This window comes from Zunongwangia sp. SCSIO 43204 (genome assembly GCF_019904275.1).
Taxonomy (GTDB): domain Bacteria; phylum Bacteroidota; class Bacteroidia; order Flavobacteriales; family Flavobacteriaceae; genus Zunongwangia; species Zunongwangia mangrovi.
The window spans coordinates 2068658-2086326 of sequence record NZ_CP063204.1 but is presented as its reverse complement, the minus strand read 5'-3'; the positions used below and the strand labels follow the sequence as shown (position 1 = coordinate 2086326).

Annotated in this window: 13 protein-coding genes; 7 read left to right on the top strand and 6 right to left on the bottom strand. The window is 35.9% G+C overall.

Annotation, left to right across the window (positions count from 1 at the left end; translation table 11 throughout):
- Positions 1-81 precede the first annotated feature (81 nt).
- The gene (meaB, locus tag INR75_RS09155; protein WP_223091656.1) at positions 82-1167 is read left to right on the top strand and encodes a methylmalonyl Co-A mutase-associated GTPase MeaB; all 1086 of its coding nucleotides are present in this window, start codon (positions 82-84) and stop codon (positions 1165-1167) included.
- Here the strand turns inward: meaB and INR75_RS09150 are convergent.
- Positions 1162-2103 (bottom strand): NAD(P)-dependent oxidoreductase, encoded by a 942-nt coding sequence (locus INR75_RS09150; RefSeq protein WP_223091655.1) that lies wholly within the window; start codon positions 2101-2103, stop codon positions 1162-1164. The genes meaB and INR75_RS09150 overlap by 6 nt on opposite strands.
- A 139-nt stretch (positions 2104-2242) precedes the next feature.
- On the opposite strand from INR75_RS09150, the gene INR75_RS09145 reads away from it, so the two are divergent.
- The 3 genes from INR75_RS09145 to INR75_RS09135 are packed head-to-tail and all read left to right on the top strand — an operon-like array spanning position 2243 to position 5206.
- Complete coding sequence (locus tag INR75_RS09145; RefSeq protein WP_223091654.1) at positions 2243-2956, top strand: glycosyltransferase; 714 nt, start codon at positions 2243-2245, stop codon at positions 2954-2956.
- Positions 2953-3591, top strand: a complete 639-nt coding sequence (locus tag INR75_RS09140) for a lipid-A-disaccharide synthase N-terminal domain-containing protein (protein ID WP_223091653.1) — start codon at positions 2953-2955, stop codon at positions 3589-3591. Before INR75_RS09145 ends, INR75_RS09140 begins: the two co-directional genes overlap by 4 nt.
- Entirely contained in the window at positions 3581-5206 is a 1626-nt protein-coding gene (locus INR75_RS09135; protein WP_255584691.1) for a glycosyltransferase family 39 protein, read from the top strand. The genes INR75_RS09140 and INR75_RS09135 overlap by 11 nt, the downstream gene beginning before the upstream one ends.
- A 135-nt stretch (positions 5207-5341) precedes the next feature.
- On the opposite strand, the gene INR75_RS09130 is transcribed toward INR75_RS09135, so the two are convergent.
- The 5 genes from INR75_RS09130 to INR75_RS09110 all read right to left on the bottom strand — a co-directional run bounded on the left by INR75_RS09130 (position 5342) and on the right by INR75_RS09110 (position 15536).
- Positions 5342-8128, bottom strand: a complete 2787-nt coding sequence (locus INR75_RS09130) for a glycoside hydrolase family 2 TIM barrel-domain containing protein (protein ID WP_255584690.1) — start codon at positions 8126-8128, stop codon at positions 5342-5344.
- A gap of 153 nt (positions 8129-8281) precedes the next feature.
- On the bottom strand, positions 8282-10048 hold the full coding sequence (locus tag INR75_RS09125) for a RagB/SusD family nutrient uptake outer membrane protein (protein WP_223091652.1): 1767 nt from the start codon (positions 10046-10048) through the stop codon (positions 8282-8284).
- Between the two features lie 10 nt (positions 10049-10058).
- On the bottom strand, positions 10059-13439 hold the full coding sequence (locus INR75_RS09120; RefSeq protein WP_255584689.1) for a TonB-dependent receptor: 3381 nt from the start codon (positions 13437-13439) through the stop codon (positions 10059-10061).
- 114 nt (positions 13440-13553) lie between these two features.
- Positions 13554-14597: a FecR family protein gene (locus tag INR75_RS09115; protein WP_223091651.1), complete on the bottom strand. Its 1044-nt coding sequence runs from the start codon at positions 14595-14597 to the stop codon at positions 13554-13556.
- A 330-nt stretch (positions 14598-14927) separates the two neighbouring features.
- Positions 14928-15536: an RNA polymerase sigma factor gene (locus tag INR75_RS09110; protein ID WP_223091650.1), complete on the bottom strand. Its 609-nt coding sequence runs from the start codon at positions 15534-15536 to the stop codon at positions 14928-14930.
- Positions 15537-15807: 271 nt separating this feature from the next.
- On the opposite strand from INR75_RS09110, the gene INR75_RS09105 reads away from it, so the two are divergent.
- The 3 genes from INR75_RS09105 to INR75_RS09095 are packed head-to-tail and all read left to right on the top strand — an operon-like array spanning position 15808 to position 17666.
- Entirely contained in the window at positions 15808-16653 is an 846-nt protein-coding gene (locus INR75_RS09105; RefSeq protein ID WP_223091649.1) for an alpha/beta fold hydrolase, read from the top strand.
- Complete coding sequence (locus tag INR75_RS09100; protein WP_223091648.1) at positions 16646-17125, top strand: RNA polymerase sigma factor; 480 nt, start codon at positions 16646-16648, stop codon at positions 17123-17125. Before INR75_RS09105 ends, INR75_RS09100 begins: the two co-directional genes overlap by 8 nt.
- A complete protein-coding gene (locus tag INR75_RS09095; RefSeq protein WP_223091647.1) occupies positions 17118-17666 on the top strand; it encodes a hypothetical protein in 549 nt (182 codons plus the stop codon). Before INR75_RS09100 ends, INR75_RS09095 begins: the two co-directional genes overlap by 8 nt.
- The last annotated feature ends 3 nt before the right edge of the window (positions 17667-17669 follow it).

Genomic DNA, 17669 nt, shown 5'->3' with positions numbered 1-17669 from the left:
TATTATTCCTTATCAATATACCATTCGTAAAATTCGCATTCAAAAAATGTATTCATAAATTTGTCATAAATAAGTATTAGCTTGAAGAAGCCTTCTAAAAAATCTGCCATCTCCCAGAGTCATAGCATTCCTGCTTCAGCAAATGTTAGCAGTAGCGCTGCGGAAAAAATTAAATTACTTCGGAAGAAAAAACAGGATCATACCAAAATTTTAGATCGGCTGCTTCAGGGGAGTCAAACAGCCTTAGGGCAAGCGATCACTTTGGTTGAAAGTAATAATCCAACTCACCAGGAACAGGCTTCAGCTATTATTGAAGGCGCCATTGCTTCCGCAGGAAAATCGATAAGGATTGGAATTACCGGAGTTCCAGGCGTGGGAAAAAGTACTTTTATTGAAAGTTTTGGTAGTCATTTGCTAAAATTGGGCAAAAAAGTAGCGGTTCTTGCAGTAGATCCCAGCAGTAGCATTTCTAAAGGGAGCATCCTGGGCGATAAAACCCGAATGGAAAATCTGGTGAAAGAAGAAATGGCATTTATACGCCCTAGCCCATCTGGCGATTCTCTTGGCGGTGTTGCGCGTAAAACAAGAGAAAGTATTATGCTATGTGAAGCCGCAGGTTTTGATGTGATTTTAATTGAAACTGTTGGTGTTGGGCAAAGTGAAACTACCGTGCACAGCATGTGCGATTTCTTTTTGTTACTGAAATTAGCAGGTGCAGGCGACGAATTGCAGGGCATAAAACGCGGAATTATGGAAATGGCAGATGCCATTGTGATCAACAAAGCAGATGGTGATAATATTAAGGCCGCAAATACTGCAAAATTAGATTTTAAACGTGCTTTGCATTTATACCCTCCAAAAGAAAGCAGTTGGACTCCAGAAGTTTTGCTTAGCAGTGCTTTATATAATGAAGGTATCCCTGAAATTTGGAATCTCATACGATCTTTCGAAAAAAAGACCTTAGAAAATGGCTATTTTGAAGAAAATAGAAAGCAACAAAGTAAGTTTTGGCTGTTACAGAGTATAAACGAACAGCTAAAACAGTCTTTTTACCAGAATCCCGAGATAAAAACAGCTTTAGAAGAGCAATTACAGGCAATATTCGATAAAAAAACCTCTCCTTTTATCGCTGCAAAGCAGCTCTTGGAAAAGTATTCTAAATTATAGAAAATTGGCTTTATACCAATTTATCTGTCGTTGCAAACCATCCTTCAGAGTTGTGGTTGGATGGTAGTCTAAAATTTTCTTAGCTTTATTAATATTGGCGCGCGTATGCCATTGGTCACCTTTTCGTCTAGGCTTAATTTCCAGTTCGATCTTTTTACCCAAAAGCTCCTCTACATAATCGATTCCCTCCTGCGTGGTATATTCGGCCTCGGTACCAAGATTGATAATTTCTCCGTTTAGCTCGTGGTGCTTTTTCACAGCTGTAAGTATGCCTTCTAAAATATCACCAACATAGGTAAAGCTCCTTAAATGTTTCTCGCTTCCACTAAACAATGGAAATTTTTCGTTATTAAATGCGCAGGCAATTAATTTGGTATATAATTTTTCAGGACGTTCTCTAGGGCCGTAAACCGAATATAATCGAAGTGAACTACTGTTCAATCGCTTGGCTCTGGATTCGGCTAAAACCAATTGTTCTGCAGCTAGCTTGGTCACACCATAAAATGAAGCAGGTTGTGCCGCAGCTTCTTCAGGAAAGGTTGCTTCTAAACCGTAAACCGAAGAGGTTGAAATATTAAAGAAATGCTTAAGCTTTTTATTTTGGTGAGCAAATTCTATTAAATTCTGTGTAGCAATAAAATTGTTCTGCAGGTATTGGTCGAAAGTGCTGGTTGCTGAGATTCCAGGTTGCGCTGCAAAATGAATTATAAAATCAAAATCGCTGGTTAGCTTCTGGAAATCTTCAGTATTGCGAAGATCTACTTTTATAACCTCGATGTTATTTTTACAAAGACTTTCAACATTTAATTCTTTCAGCTTAACATCGTAGTAGTCTGAAAAATTATCAACTCCAACGACTTCGTAACCTTCTTTATTTAATGCTTCAGCAGCATGAGAACCTATAAAACCGGCAGCACCGGTAACCAAAACTTTCATAATATAAAGTCTTAAATTATCAAAAATCTGAAAATTTGCGGCGGCAAAGTACAATGATTATCATTAAAAAACGATATTTCTTGTTATTACCTTCTTATTTTTTCTTTTAAAAGATACATTTGCAATCAATTTATAAACTATGGAATATCAGTTTACGATCGTTGTTCCCATCTACAACGAGGAAGAAAACCTGGAACGTTTAGAGCAACAATTATCTAGTTATCTTACTATTGCTGCTAAACCTACCTGTATCTTACTGGTTAACGATGGTTCTTCGGATAATAGTTTATCGATGATCGAAAAAATTTGCGAGCGTAATGAAGCTTTCTTTTTTATTTCTTTTGAAAAAAATTGCGGACTAAGTGCTGCGATAAAAGCCGGATTCGATTATGCCGATACTCCGCTTATAGGTTATATCGATTCAGATCTACAAACAGATCCTGAAGATTTTAATCTTTTAATGAAGGATATAGAAGAATATGATTTGGTAACGGGTTGGCGCGCAGATCGTAAAGATTCTTTTGTAAAGAATATGTCCTCGCTTATCGCAAATGGTATTCGTAAAAGTTTTACGCATGATGGAATGAACGATACCGGATGTCCTTTAAAGATCATCAAAGCAGATTATGCAAAACGAATCCCAATGTTTAAAGGCCTGCATCGATTTTTGCCGGCCATGATCATGTTACAAAACGGAACGGTAAAACAAGTTCCTGTAAGACACTACCCAAGAATTGCCGGTAAAGCAAAATTTCATTTATGGAACAGACTTTTAGGGCCATTAGTCGATTGTTTTGCTTACCTGTGGATGAAGAAAAAATATATCAATTATAACGTTGCTAAAAAAGGATGAGCCCATGGTACGTCTATACCGTAGGTTTTATTGCCCAGATCCTTTTTTCTGGCAGGCTGCTCTTACAATGGATCCTTTCTGAAAAAAATAAAAAGGTTTTGACGCCCAGCCTGTTTTGGAAGTTTAGCCTAATCGCCTCTTTTTTACTTTTTGTTTACGGGGATCTACAAGATGATTTTTCGATCATGTTGGGGCAGGCGATCACCTATTACATTTATATTCGGAATTTACAATTACAGGGAGAATGGGATAAAATGAAGCGTATTTTTCAGCTTTTCATTTATATTTTCCCAGCATTCGTAGTGCTTTACAATTACAATAACGGCACCTTAGATTTGCAGCGTTTCTTTGGTAACGAAAGCATCCCCATCTGGCTGGTTTTACTTGGCACTGTTGCGCAAATAATCTTTAATCTTAGGTTTCTTTATCAATGGATCTATTCTGAAAAGAAAAAAGAAAGCTTACTACCATTAGGATTTTGGATTTTAAGTCTGATTGGCGCCAGTCTTATTTTAATTTACGCCATTATTAGAAAAGATCCTGTTTTATTTACAGGACATATTTTTGGAAGTGTAGTTTACTTAAGAAATATTATCTTAAGTCAAAAGTCTAAACGACAATTAAATGAAGCCTAAATTTCATAGATATCTGCTTGCCCTTGTTGGTATTTGTATTCTTATATTTTTCTTTAACCTGGATGCTATTTATGTAAATATTATGGAAGCCAGAAACTTTGGTTCGGCCAGAGAAATGCTGAATCTAGATCATTGGCTTCTAACCACGTTAAACGACATCCCACGATATGAAAAACCGCCATTGCCAACCTGGCTTACGGCAATTTCAGCAAAAATATTTGGAATAGAAAATCTATGGGCTTTACGATTGCCTGCTGCCTGCGCAGCAACATTACTCGCCGTTTCGCTGTATAAGTTTTCAGCATTAATTAATATTACCCGAAAACAGGCTTTTATGGCTTCACTTATTGCCGTAAGTTCATTTTACATCATTTTTTCTGGTAGAAACGGCCAATGGGATATTTTTACTCATGCCTTTATGATGGTGGCTATCTATTTTCTTTTTCAGTTTTTTAGAGACGAAAGAAAGTTATGGCGTAACGTTATATTGGCCGGAATATTCTTTGGTTTTTCGATACTTAGTAAAGGCCCTGTTTCGCTTTACGCATTGCTTTTACCTTTTGTAATCGCTTATGCTATTGTTTATAAATTTCAGGATTTTAGAAAAAAATGGGGAGCTTTAGTCGTTTTTATAGTGCTTGGTTTAGGAGTTGGGTTATGGTGGTTTGTTTACGTAAGATTAGCCGATCCTGTAGCATTTTTAGAAATCACCAAAGACGAAGCAGCCAACTGGGGAAGTTATAACATTCGCCCGTTTTATTACTATTGGAGCTTTTTTACACAAAGTGGTATCTGGACGATTCCGTCTTTCGTGGCGCTACTTTACCCATATTTAAAAAACAGGGTAAGTAACAAAAAAGCTTACAAATTTGCGATTCTTTGGACGATACTTTCAGTAATTCTGTTATCGATTATTCCTGAAAAAAAATCACGTTATCTTTTGCCGGTTCTTATCCCAATGGCGCTAAATACGTCGTTTTATATCGAATACCTGTTCAGTAATTTTTCAGGCTTAAAAATGAAGGAAAAATGGGTGGTTTATTTCAATTTTGGTCTTATTGCCATCATAGGAATTGCTTTTCCTTTTGCTGCATTTTTCATTTTAGATCTAGACGGAATTTATTATTTATGGTATACCCTTACCTCTATTGCGCTTTTTGGTATTGGTGTTACGATATTTTATTACTTCAGAAAAAACAGGTTTTCAAAAATATTTTATCTCACGGTAGGTTTTATTTGTACGGTGATCGTTTTTGGATTTCCACTGATCGATACCTTGATCGACAACCCAAATTATAAGTCTTTTGCTGAATTAAAAAAACAGGCCGAAAATAACCAATTTCAGGTGTATGAATATAATGGTTTTGGCCCCGAAATTATTTGGGACTATGGAAAACCAATTCCGATATTGGTTAAAAACGACAATCTTTTTTTACCGGAAGAAAATGAGTTTGGATTGCTTCTAAACGTAACAGATACGATCTCTACAGAAGAATTTTCAGGCTATTCTATTCAAAAAATAGATCAATACGATCTAAACCAGGTACATCCTGAAAAATCTGGTTATAAAAACCGATTGATGCGAGATTTTTATATACTTAAAAAGAAAAAGTAAAGTATCTTGGGACAAGCCTCGGGGTATTATAGCCTTTGGCGATGCCAATAAGGCTAAAATTCGATATTTTAAGCAATAAAAAAAGGGAGGCTTTGGCCTCCCTTTTTCAATTTTCTATCATTATTTTCTGGAGACTTATTTAGTTCCAAAATTAAAATATAGTGTAGCTCCCCATAATCTTTGGTGATCATCTCTATGGTGAAATTCGGTTTGCTGACTCTGTGGCCCTAGCTCGGCAGGCTTTTTAAATTTTGTTCCAATTGGGCTTATCGCATCCATAAAAGAGATATTTCCTTCAGGGAATGCAGGATTCGTATTTTCGTTATTCGAATCCTTTGGCGTAAACAATCGAAGAAAAACATCATCTGTTGCCGAAACTATGGTAATTGGCGATTCTTCAGTATCGATAACCGCCCAGTACATCCTGTCGTGATATCCTTTAAATTCTGGGTACCCCCAATCAGATCCCGTTACGGTATTATTATAATCTTTTTGGTGCACGGCAAAATTCTGACCTTTCATTCGGTTTTTCCAAACTCGGTATGGTCCTTTCCCTAACCATTTTACGCCTTTCACTTTTTCTTCAGGATAATCAAAATTGATTCCCATAAAATCTTTTCGACCCCTTAAGAAATAAGAGTAATCTAATTTTAACCAGCCATTGGCCTGCATGGTGTACACCATTTTTCGAATAGGGCCTTCGTATTCCATTTCTACTACCTGATCATTGCCTTTTTGGTAATGTTTCAGGGATTTGAATTTGCTATTCTCATCGGTTAATTTTGGCCCGTTATTAAATGATACCGGAGTCTTTTCATTTTTTACTGAAGTGATTAATCCGTTTTTATTAAAACTAATTTCTACTCCGTTTGCTGAAAGTATAAGGACTCCATCTTTTTCTGAAGCGCTTGCAGAAGCTTCTGAAGTTCCTGAAACAATAGTCTCTGCATTTTCCTCCGGAGATTTTACCGGCCAGGACCAGGTCATGATCTTACGACCATGAGGATCTGTGGCAGTTAAATATAATGCCTCGCTTTGCTCCCAATTTTCTGGAAGATCTAGGTGAAGATATCCCGTAAGATCTGGCTCAATATCTGGTGATTTTGCTTTTCCTGACTTTTGGATTTCACTTTCGGTTTCTGAAGCATTTGGTTTTGGAAAATTAATAAGTTGCCACTCAAATTCACATTCCGATAAATTGGTGAAATGGTAACGATTTTCCAATTTCAACGTTCCATCAAATTGAGGCGTAATATCCATTTTATCGATATACACAGGAGACCAAATTTCTTTAATGGTATAAAAACTTCCTTCTTTTTCGCGATAAGGTCCAACGATCCCGTCTGGCGCCCAGGTTTCTTTGTCTTTTACATCAATAAAGCCATCTTTGTCTGTTCGCACCACACCTTCATCTGCAAAAACCCAAAGGAATCCACCGGCAGATAACGGACTTTCTTGCATAATATTCCAAAAATCTTCTAAACCGGCACCGTGACCGCCGTCATACAATCCGTGTAAAAATTCAGTTGGAAAATACACTTTATCGCCATTGGTAAGTGCATTGTACACATAATCGTAAGAAGGATAGTGCAGTGTATTGGTTTCGCCTAAAGTATTCCACGGATGAATTACAGTTCTATCCTGAATATCATATTTTGGATATTCTTCTAGCAAATTATAATTATTACCACCTTCGTTTCCGTTGGCCCAAATCACGATTGAAGGGTGGTTTACATCGCGAATAATTAGTTCTTTCACCAGTTTTTTACCAACCTCGGTATCATATGCATTTTGCCAACCGGTAAGCTCATCGATTACAAAAAGCCCCAGAGAATCTGTCACTTCTAAGAAATGCTGACTTGGCGGATAATGAGACATTCTAACCGCATTCATATTCATATCCTTTATCAACTCAACATCCATAATACTAAGCGCTCTACTTGCTGAACGTCCTGAAGAAGGCCAGAAACTATGGCGGTTTACACCTTTAAATTTCACTTTCTCACCATTTACATAAAAACCGTCTTTGGCTTTTAACTCTACCGTTCTAAATCCGAATTTCTGAGTGATTGTATGTAAAACCTCATCACCATCTTTAAGGCTTACTTCAACCTGGTAGCGATTAGGAAATTCTGGAGACCATAATTGTGGATTTTCAGCCTGATAGTTTAATGTAGCTTTATCTGATCTTCTATCGGCTTCAGTAGAAAAAACACTTCCTAAAGATTGTCCTTCTAAATCACTAATCTTAGCTTCAATAGTTCTTCCTCTTTTAATATTTTCAGTAAAAACATCCATTTTAAAAGAACCATCGGCTTTTGCATCGATCGCTACACGATCGATATATTCATTCGGTTTTACTTCTAAATAAACAGGTCTGTAAATTCCGGCGAATGCCCAAAAATCGGCATCTTTTTCAGCTCTATTTACAGTATCGTTATCTGAAGCATTTTTAACCTCAACTTCGAGCAAATTTTCTTCGCCAAACTTTAAAAAGCTGGTAATATCATATTTAAATCGATAGAAACCGCCCTGATGAACAGGCCCAACCAATTTACCGTTTACCATAACTTTGGTATCTGTCATCACTCCTTCGAAAACAAGCTCGATCGTCTGTGATTTCCATTCTTTTGGTACAGAAAATTGATGCTTATATTGGCCAATAGCGGCAGATTCTGGTTGTAATCTTCGCCAATCGTGACCGTAAGTGTAAATCCCGAAACCTTCGAGCTCCCAGTTTGAAGGAACGGCAATCTTAGACCATTCACCACTTTTTCGGCCTTTATCAATCTTGAAATCCCAATCTACTCGATGATCTTTATCGGTACCCGAGAGGTATATCGTTTCTGTTTGCTGGGCGAATAGTTGAAAACAACTACAAATACTTAAGGCCAGAAAAACAGCAGTTTTATTTAAATTCATTGGTTAAATTTATAGGTTTATTAAACTCGATTCTTGTAAAAAAAGAATAATTCCATTTAACTGAAATCAATCTACTAATTTTAAAGGGTTTAAAAGAAATAGTGATTCAGAAAAAATGGAACTATCCTACAATTCACACAAACTTACTTAAAACTAATATCCGGGGTTTTGGATTAAAAGATCGTTTCTATTCATTTCGTCCAACAATATTGGAAGTAAATAGGATTTATTCATCCAGTTTCTATTTTGAACTTCGATGATTTCATAATCTACATCGTCACTAGCATATTGGTGTTCGATTCTTATTCCTTCTACATCTTCGATAACCTGCGGTGCGATCATCCAACGTCTTATATCAAAATAACGATGTTGTTCATAAGCTAGTTCTACTTTTCTTTCGTTGCGATAGCGATCCATTAGAGCTGCTCCAGATTCATCTGCAGGAACATCTGGCATACCAGCACGATTACGAATCATGTTTAAATATATTTTTGCTTCAGCTTCCTGACCTAGTTCTATACTTGCTTCAACATAATTTAAAATTACTTCAGCATAACGAATTTGGCGCCATGGTAAACGCTGAGTTTCATATTGATGGTCGATCGAAGGATCGATGAACTTTCTTAAATAATAACCTGTATAGGTTCCGTTCCAATCTTCGATAGGACTTTGTCTTGTATCTAACCCAGGAGTAAATGTTCCATCAGCATTTTCCCAAAAACCGGTTTGAACAATACCTTCTGGGTCTGCTGCGATAACATCGTCTGGCCGCTGTCTCCAATTTGCTCCGTCGTATAAAATACTAGCATAAAATCGAGGATCACGATTTTCGTAAGGATTTTCAGCCTCTGGGCCATTCCAATTGAATTCTGTTCCATCAATCATTTCATAAGAATCCACGAGCTGTTGTGTTGGTGTATGGTTACCCCAGTTGTGATATCCATTAGGACCATAAAATCTACCAGGACTTGGTGCCTGCCAGTCTCCATCGTTAATATCATCATAGAAACTAATAAGAATGTCTTCTTCGTTTCCATTATTTAAGAATAGGTTGGTGTAATTTTCTCTTGCTTCCTGTGGTGAAGCAGGACTTGTACCACCATATAAGTTATAAATACCAAGATCGATAACTGCTTTAGCCGCATCCTGAGCTGCCTGCCAACGTTGCGTTTGAGAACCGCCGGTATAACCAACTAATTCTGGATTAGCATAGCCATCTGTCCACGATGCATTAGAGTTAAAAAGATCACTCGCTGCATAAAGTAAAACTCTCGATTTTAAAGCTAATGCTGCTCCTCTGGTTGCACGAGCCTTATCTCCTGAAAGTGGTAAAGCCGCAGCTGCAGCATCTAGATCTGCTACTATGAAATTTATGGTTTCTTCAAAGCTACTTCTGGCGATCATAAAATCATCATCTGGCCCGTAAGCCCTATCAACGATTGGCACGCCTCCATAAAAACTCATAAGCCAGTAATAAAAGTTCGCTCTTAGGTAATGTACTTCACCTGTTAAACGCTCTACTTCTTCTCCTTGAAGATCAGACTCAGCTATTCTCTCAAAAAACACATTACAGGAACGAATATTATCATAAAGATTGTTCCATGTAATATTTCTAAAACTGGTAAGCCAGTGCCCTGGATCTAAAATACTTACATAACTAGGGCTAATCTCACTATTTAAGATAGGATTCACCTCTGCTCTTTTAGTCATAGAGATATCACTAAGAGAAGCTAACATTTCTAATTGAAAACCGTATTGCTGGCCAAGATAAATATCATTTACATAAGCATTCACTAAAGCGGCATCTGTCCAAACTGCTGCATCTGAATATTGCCCAAGTGGCTTAACTTCTAAAAAGTCTTCACTACAGGACATTAATAATAAAACAGATGAGAGTATTAATAGTTTTATTCTTTTCATAATATTCTATTTAAAAATTTATGCTTGCACCTACATTCACTACTTTATTTAACGGATAGTTATAACCCGAACCACTGGTGCTCTCTGGATCGTAATCGTCGATATGTGGGCTATACGTTAATAAGTTAAAGGCACTTAAATAAACTCTAAAGTTTTTCACTAAGATCGAGCTAGTAACAGACTCTGGTAAGGTATATCCTAGTTCGATGTTCTTAAGACGAACATAATCTGATTTTCTTAACCAGTAGGTATTTTGCTGATTTACCCAATATTCACCATTTCTATTGTAAGTTCTTGGATCTTCTGTACTTGGATTTTCAGCTGTCCAGCGATCTTCGTAGAAGCTTTGCAAATAGTTACCAAAATCACCAGATTCTGTTGTTTCATAAAAATATCCTCCTGAAGCTCCCTGTAACAGTACAGCCAGGTCGAAGTTTTTATAATTCATTGAGATATTTAAACCTCCTGTAAATGTAGGAACTCGACTTGCATCATATCTAACTCTGTCGTTTCCGTCGATAACTCCGTCATCATTATAATCTTCGAAAATGATATCTCCAGGTCTTGCTCCTTCCCAGGATGGATAATTATCGATCTCCTCCTGAGTTTGGAAAATTCCAATAGCATTATAATATAATCCAGCGCCAATTGGTCTTCCTGTAGATTGCTGATATTCTGGTCTTCCCTGTTGCTCATCCCAGAACAAGATCTCATTCTTAGAGTAAACACCGTTTAATCCAATATTTAAACGTAAGTCTGAAATATTAGTGCGATAATCTATATTGAAATCAAATCCCTGGTTTTGAGATCTACCAATGTTTTCACCTGGAAGCGATAGTCCTGTAGTATTAGGTACAGATGCATTTCTTGCCCAAAGTATATCTTCTCTTAAATAATGGAAGTAATCTACTGTTAAAGAAAGATCTCCTCGTAGAAAATCTAGATCTAAACCAATATTCTTTTGAGTTGCTGTTTCCCAGGTTACATTTCTATTAGGAATTACCCCTTCGTAAAGTGCCTGGCTTTGCGTATTACCGCCGTTATTGATATAAAGAAGATTATTTAAATTATAATTCGCTAAATATTGGAAAGGACTTATAGCATCGTTACCCGTTTGTCCCCAGGATGCTCTAAGCTTAGCAAAACTGATAAAAGGTACAGCATCTTCCCAGAAGTTTTCTTTTGAAATCACATATCCTAAAGATACACCAGGGAAAAACCCGAATCTACCAGACTCTTCAAAAATGTAAGACCCCTGATATCTCCAAACAAATTCAGCTAAATACTTTTCACTAAATGCATAATTTACACGTCCAAAATAATTTAAACGAGCTTCCTCGAAACCAGAACCTGAATTGTTCATTTCTTCACGTCCACCGGCAAATAACTGGTCTATAGCATCAGATAAAAAGTATCTACGATATGCCCAAAACGAATCTCCTTTATTAGTAATTCTTTCTACCCCGGCAAGCAAATTGATATCGTGATCTTCTCCAAAAGTTTTAGTATAATCGAAAATACCACGTAGTAAGATTCTTTGAGAATCGTCCATAGTCTCAGTTAATCGAGGGTCGTCGTAACCTTTTTTACCTCTTGTTAGTAAAGGATTACCATTCTCATCCAAACTTTCCTGATCCCATGTATACAGATACCACGGAGTTACCCAGTCCTTATCGAATCTAAAATTCTTATCGATAGAAGCATTACCTTTAAAAGTTAATCCTTCTATACCAGGAATTTTGAGATTTACTCCAAAATCTGAATTAAATACATATCTCTTGTCACGGCTATAACCTGTAGCATCTGTAGAGATCACTACTGGGTTATCCCCATATTCGATATCTGGACCTGGCATTCCGTTTGGCCAGTATGCATGAGAATTAGGTCGTGAACGCATCAACATTCTAAAAATATTCTCAGCAGAACGAGTAGGGTAATTTCTATCTTCAAAACGTCCAGTTGTATTTATATAAACATCCAGATATTCATTAATATTAAAATCTAGATTGGTTCTTAGATCGTACTGATTGTAATTGGTTGCACTGTTTTCGTAAAATCCGTCCTGATACCTGTGAGAAAGACTTACAAAATAGTTCATTTTTTCTGTACCCCCATTAATAGATACGTTTCCGTAAGTTTGTGCAGACCATGGTTTTAAAGTTTCCTCATACCAATCTGTATCTGGATATCTCCAAGGATCAGAACCATTTCTATATAATTCGATCTCTTCCTGTGTAAATCTTCTATCAATACCATTGTAGTCATCTACTTCATTTAATAAAGTAGCATATTCAGCAGCATTTGCCATTTCTGGAATTACTGTTGGTCTTGAAATTCCGTGGTTATAAGAAAATTTAATATTAGGCGCTCCTACTTTCCCTCTTTTAGTAGTTACAAGAATAACCCCGTTGGCTGCCTGGGCACCATAAATTGCTGCAGAGGCATCTTTTAATACCGATACATTTTTAATAGTACTAGGATCGATACGCTCTAAGGATCTACCTGGCACACCATCTACAACTACTAAAGGTGCTGCGTTACCAAAAGTACTTAGACCCCTAATACGCAAAGTAGCTCCATCATAACCTGGTTCTCCACCATTACTAATAGCAACAACACCTGGAATTCGTCCAGCCACACCCTGGCTAATGTTGGTTACTGGTGCCTGGGCTAATTCTTCTCCTCCCACTCCAGCAACTGCTCCTGTAAGTGTTTCTTTCTTTTGAACACCATAACCAACAATTACAACTTCATCTAAGGCAGCGGTATCTTCATTTAGAACTATATCGATTTCGCTTTGACCGCCAACTAAAACTTCCTGGGTAGAATATCCCACAAAAGATACTACCAATGTTGCATCTTCTCCAGCTACATCGATTGAAAAATTACCATCAAAATCTGCCTGTGTACCGTTTGTAGTACCTTTTTCTACCACAGTAGCTCCAGATAATGGCAAGCCAGTCTCATCGGTAATAGTTCCTGTAACCGTAAACTGTGGAACCGATTTTACTCGATTTTCAATTGGTTTTTTATAAACCGTTACCTGGCGATCGTCTACCTTATATCCTATCGAGTAGTCTTTTAAAAGGTCGTCTAGAAAAAGATTGAGTTCAATTCCTTTTTTGTTAATAGTAAATTTATCATTCTCTGGCAAAGTTCCATCTTTATAGAAGAAAATAAATTCGGTATTCTTTTCTATTTGTTGGAAAACCTGCTGTAAAGTTCCCTGATATATTTCAATATCTATCTTATTTTGAGAATAAGTGTTTTTAGCATTCAGTGTAGTTAGACCTACAAAAATTAGCGTAAAAATTAATTTCATAATAAACATGCTAATGCTTAGAATGGAAAGTTTAGATTTCTCTAACCTACCTCCAGTTAAAAATTTCATATTTTTGCATTTAGATTAATACTATTGCCGTAAGGCAGTTTTTTTGGCCATTTGGTGTTGGCGCACCGGTGGCCTCTTTTTTTGTTGGTAAAGTTTTACATCATAGATTTAGTTTTATCGATTAATCACTAGTGTGTCATTGTTTTTATATTCGTATTGAAATTCGCTGGTATTCCTGATGGTAAGTAAAACATCTTCTAAGGTTTCTTTTAAATCCAGTTTCCCAGAAAATGTTTCATTTTGTAAGTCTTCATTTTTAATGGCTATCTCGACATTGTAATATCTGGAAAGCTTTTTCACTATACTGCCTAAATCTGTTCTATTAAGCGTTAATTCGCCATCTCTCCAAGAAAAATATACATCTGGATCAACTTTTCTGGTGGCTATTTTTTTACTTGCCGTATTATATTCAAAAAAATCTCCCGGTGCCATTTTAAGTTGCTTCTTTTCTTCCTTATAAGTTACCAGCACACTACCTTCTTTAAGTACGGTTTGCTGAGCATCATCACCAGGATAAACCGAAACATTGAATACAGTTCCCAGAACCGATATTTCCTGATTATCTGAAAGTACTTTAAACGCTTTCTCTTTATTATGTGCAACGTCAAAAATCGCTTCCCCCTGCAGATATACTTCTCTTTTATCTTTACTAAAAACTAAAGGATAGACAAGGCGTGAACCAGAGTTCAACCAAACTTTAGTTCCATCAGATAAGGTTAATTTTCCTCGTTTTCCATACGGAACGATGATGGTATTGAATACCGCCTTATTCTTAGAGTTTACTTTTTGCTGAATAGACTTTCCGTTTCCAAGCGTTAATTGATCTCCTTTTGAAGAGTAAGCAACCTCGGTAGAATCTTCACTTAAATTGATCTGATTTTCTTCTAAAAGTATAGTTACCTGGTCTGACTTAAAATTTATTTCCTCTTTAGATTGCTCTACAAATCTTTCTATATCAGAAGCATTTGCATCTGGAATTCTGGAATAAAAAACCGTAGCTATTATTCCTATAACACAAGCAACAGCTGCGTAACCCAAGAATCTTTTTACCCTGGCATTTCGCTCTTTAGATTTAACAGATTCGGCCGAATCTATTATATCTTGCTTTAAAGCTTGTTTTTCTTCTTCTGAAAAGAAAAAATTTGAATTCTTTTTCATTTAATTAATTTAGAATTGGAGGCACTATATTATATAGAGCACAACATATTAAAAGCATAGACAAAAAAATTACTTTTTTTTATCAAATTTTTATTTTCAGCATCTAATAAAAAGGAAATCACAAAAAAGCTAGACTTGAAAAGTAGTCGAAATTTGAAGAAAATCGAGGGAATTTTTATAAAATATCGACTTCAGCAAAGATCCAAAATCAATTTAATGCGTGCTGAGATTTGATAATTTCAGAAGTAAAATACCTAGGGTTTCACAGCCTTTGGCGGTGCCAATGAATTTTTGAAATATGATATAAAGAGAAGTTAGCCTAAAATAGAATTACAAGATAAATTCTAAGCAGGCAATTAAAACGATGGCTGTTTTTCTTAGTTTTTTAAGAATACGGTAAAGCTGCGTTCTAACCGATTCTACCGAGATGTTTAATTCTTCGGCAATTTCAGTGTAGCTTTTGTTTTCCTTAAATTTCATTTCCAGAACTCGTGTCTGGTAATCTGTTAACGCACTTAAAGCTGAATTAAAATGAGAGAATTGCTGAGATTCAGATTCCAAATGAATAATTTTATTCTCCACCGGCTGCTCGGCTTCTATTTGCGTATGAATAATATCTGGATTGTTTTCTCCAATATGGATTATTCGCAAATGCTTTTTGTCTTTAAAAACCTTTCGTCTAAAGCAACTTATAAGGTAAGATTTGGTGTTGCTAACGCCCGAAATCGATTCGCGATACTTAAAAATATCCAAAAATATATCGTGAATACAATCTTTGGTTTTTGCTTTATCTAAGTTTAAATAAAAACCATAAGCTATAAGACTGTCTACATACTTATCATAAAAATAGCCCAAAGCTTCAGTTTCACCAGCCTTAAGACACTCCCAAGCATGCTGGTCATCCTTAACCACAACCTTATTTGATTTTTTAAAAAACATCTGGAATATATTAAACTAGAAATAAATACTACTTAGGGTTAAATAAGTAAATATTAACAACTTACATTCAAATATATTGTTTTATTAATAATTTAACAAAATTTAACCTTTAAAATAGCGTATTAATAATTGTGTTTTTCACACTTTATTTCTTCGCAAATCGCGTAGTTGTTGGTCTGCCACAAATTTTATTTTTTTTCAATTTTAGCAAAATCGAATGTAACATTAGGCTAAAAATGTATCTAAAGGCTAAACTTTAAATACAATTCTAATGAAAAATTTTAAAATAATATGTTGCCTTTTTGCACTTTTAGCCGGCGTTCAACTTACAGCACAAAACAGCTTTAAAGTAGAAGTTTACGGTGAAGGCCAACCAATTTTACTATTTCCCGGCTTTAGTAATACAGCAAATGTTTATACTGAAGTTATCTCTAAACTTTCTCAAGACTACCAGGTACATGCGTTCACATTTGGCGGTTTTGGAGATGTTGCCCCAATTGAAAAGCCCTGGCTTAAAACCATTAAATTAGACGTTGAAGACTATATCTCAAAAAATGAGCTTCAAAATTCTATAATAATAGGTCATAGTATGGGTGGCACTTTGGGTTTGTGGCTCGCTTCAGAAGATAAAAATATTAATAAACTAATCTTGATAGACGCCTTACCTGCTATGGGTGCTTTGATGTTTCCAGATTATGATAGCGATGCTATACAATATGATTCGCCTTACAACAAGCAATTGTTAGAAATGGGTGACAAAGCTTTTGAAGCGATGGCCAAACAAATGGCTACAAATATGAGTCTAGATCCTTTGGGCCAGAAAAAGATCGCTGCAGATATGTTAAAAGCCGATCGTAAAACTTATGTTTATGGCTATACCGATCTCTTGAAATTAGATTTGCGCGAAAAATTATCGAATATTGATATTCCTGTTTATATTCTTGCAGCGAATCTTCCCTACGGAAAAGAGGCTGCTGAAAAAAATTACAAGGATCAGTACCAAAATCTTAATGATTATACGCTTAATTTTACTGAAAACTCTAAGCATTTTATAATGTACGACCAGCCAGAATGGTTAAACGATCAAATTAAAATCGCCTTAGACACCAATGAGTAAAAAGCTGAAATTTCATAAAATTTATGATGAAAATTATCCAAAAGTGATTCGGCTATGCCTTGGATATCTTAGCGGAAATGAGGCTTTGGCTCAGGATATGGCGCAAGAGGTTTTTATTAAAGTTTGGCAGTATTTGGAAGATTTTAGGGGAGAATCCAATATTTCGACCTGGATCTATCGAATTACGGTAAATACTTGTTTACAGGAACTACGTAAGAAAAAGAACAAAACTCTAAAGATCGAAATCGCGAGCGATCAAACTTCAGAAGATACGGAAATCGAAAATCAATTTGCCAGTATGTATCGCTGTATCGATAAACTTTCCGCAGAAAATAAATCGATCATCTTATTAGAACTGGAAGGATTACCACAAAAAGAGATTGCCGAAGTTATTGGAATCAAACATTCTGCAGTACGAACCAGGATTCATAGAATTAAAGACCAACTTTCAAAATGTGTAAAAAATGAATGATTTTCAGAATATAAAAAATCAATGGCAGCAGTATAAAACGCCTGCTGCGAATCACAATATCGATAAGATCATAGAAAAATCGCAGGGTTTAAAACGCAAACAAACTATTACAAAAGTAGTTTTAGGAATCACCGTGCTTATCTTAATTGCGTTTTTTATCTATGTTTCAGCGTATAGAAATACTCGAGCATTTTGGGGATTAGGATTGATGATTGGTTGTTTATGTATTAGAATTATAATCGAGTATGCAAGCGGTTTAAAAAAGGAAAGCTTTAAGCTTCATCAAAGTATGCTGGCCTTAAACGAACAACTGGTGCATTATTACAAGGCTAGGAAAATTATCCATTATTTATGGACACCCTTATTGTTCGCTACTTATATTTTTGGGTTTGTTTTACTGCTTCCCATTTTTAAGGAGCAGCTTTCTGGCGGATTTTATACCTATATTTTAATTTCCTCTATACTTACTTTTATTGCTTTGGGGACTTTTATTGGTTTTCAGGTAAAAAAGGAACTTAAGATTATTAAAAGTTTGCAATAGATT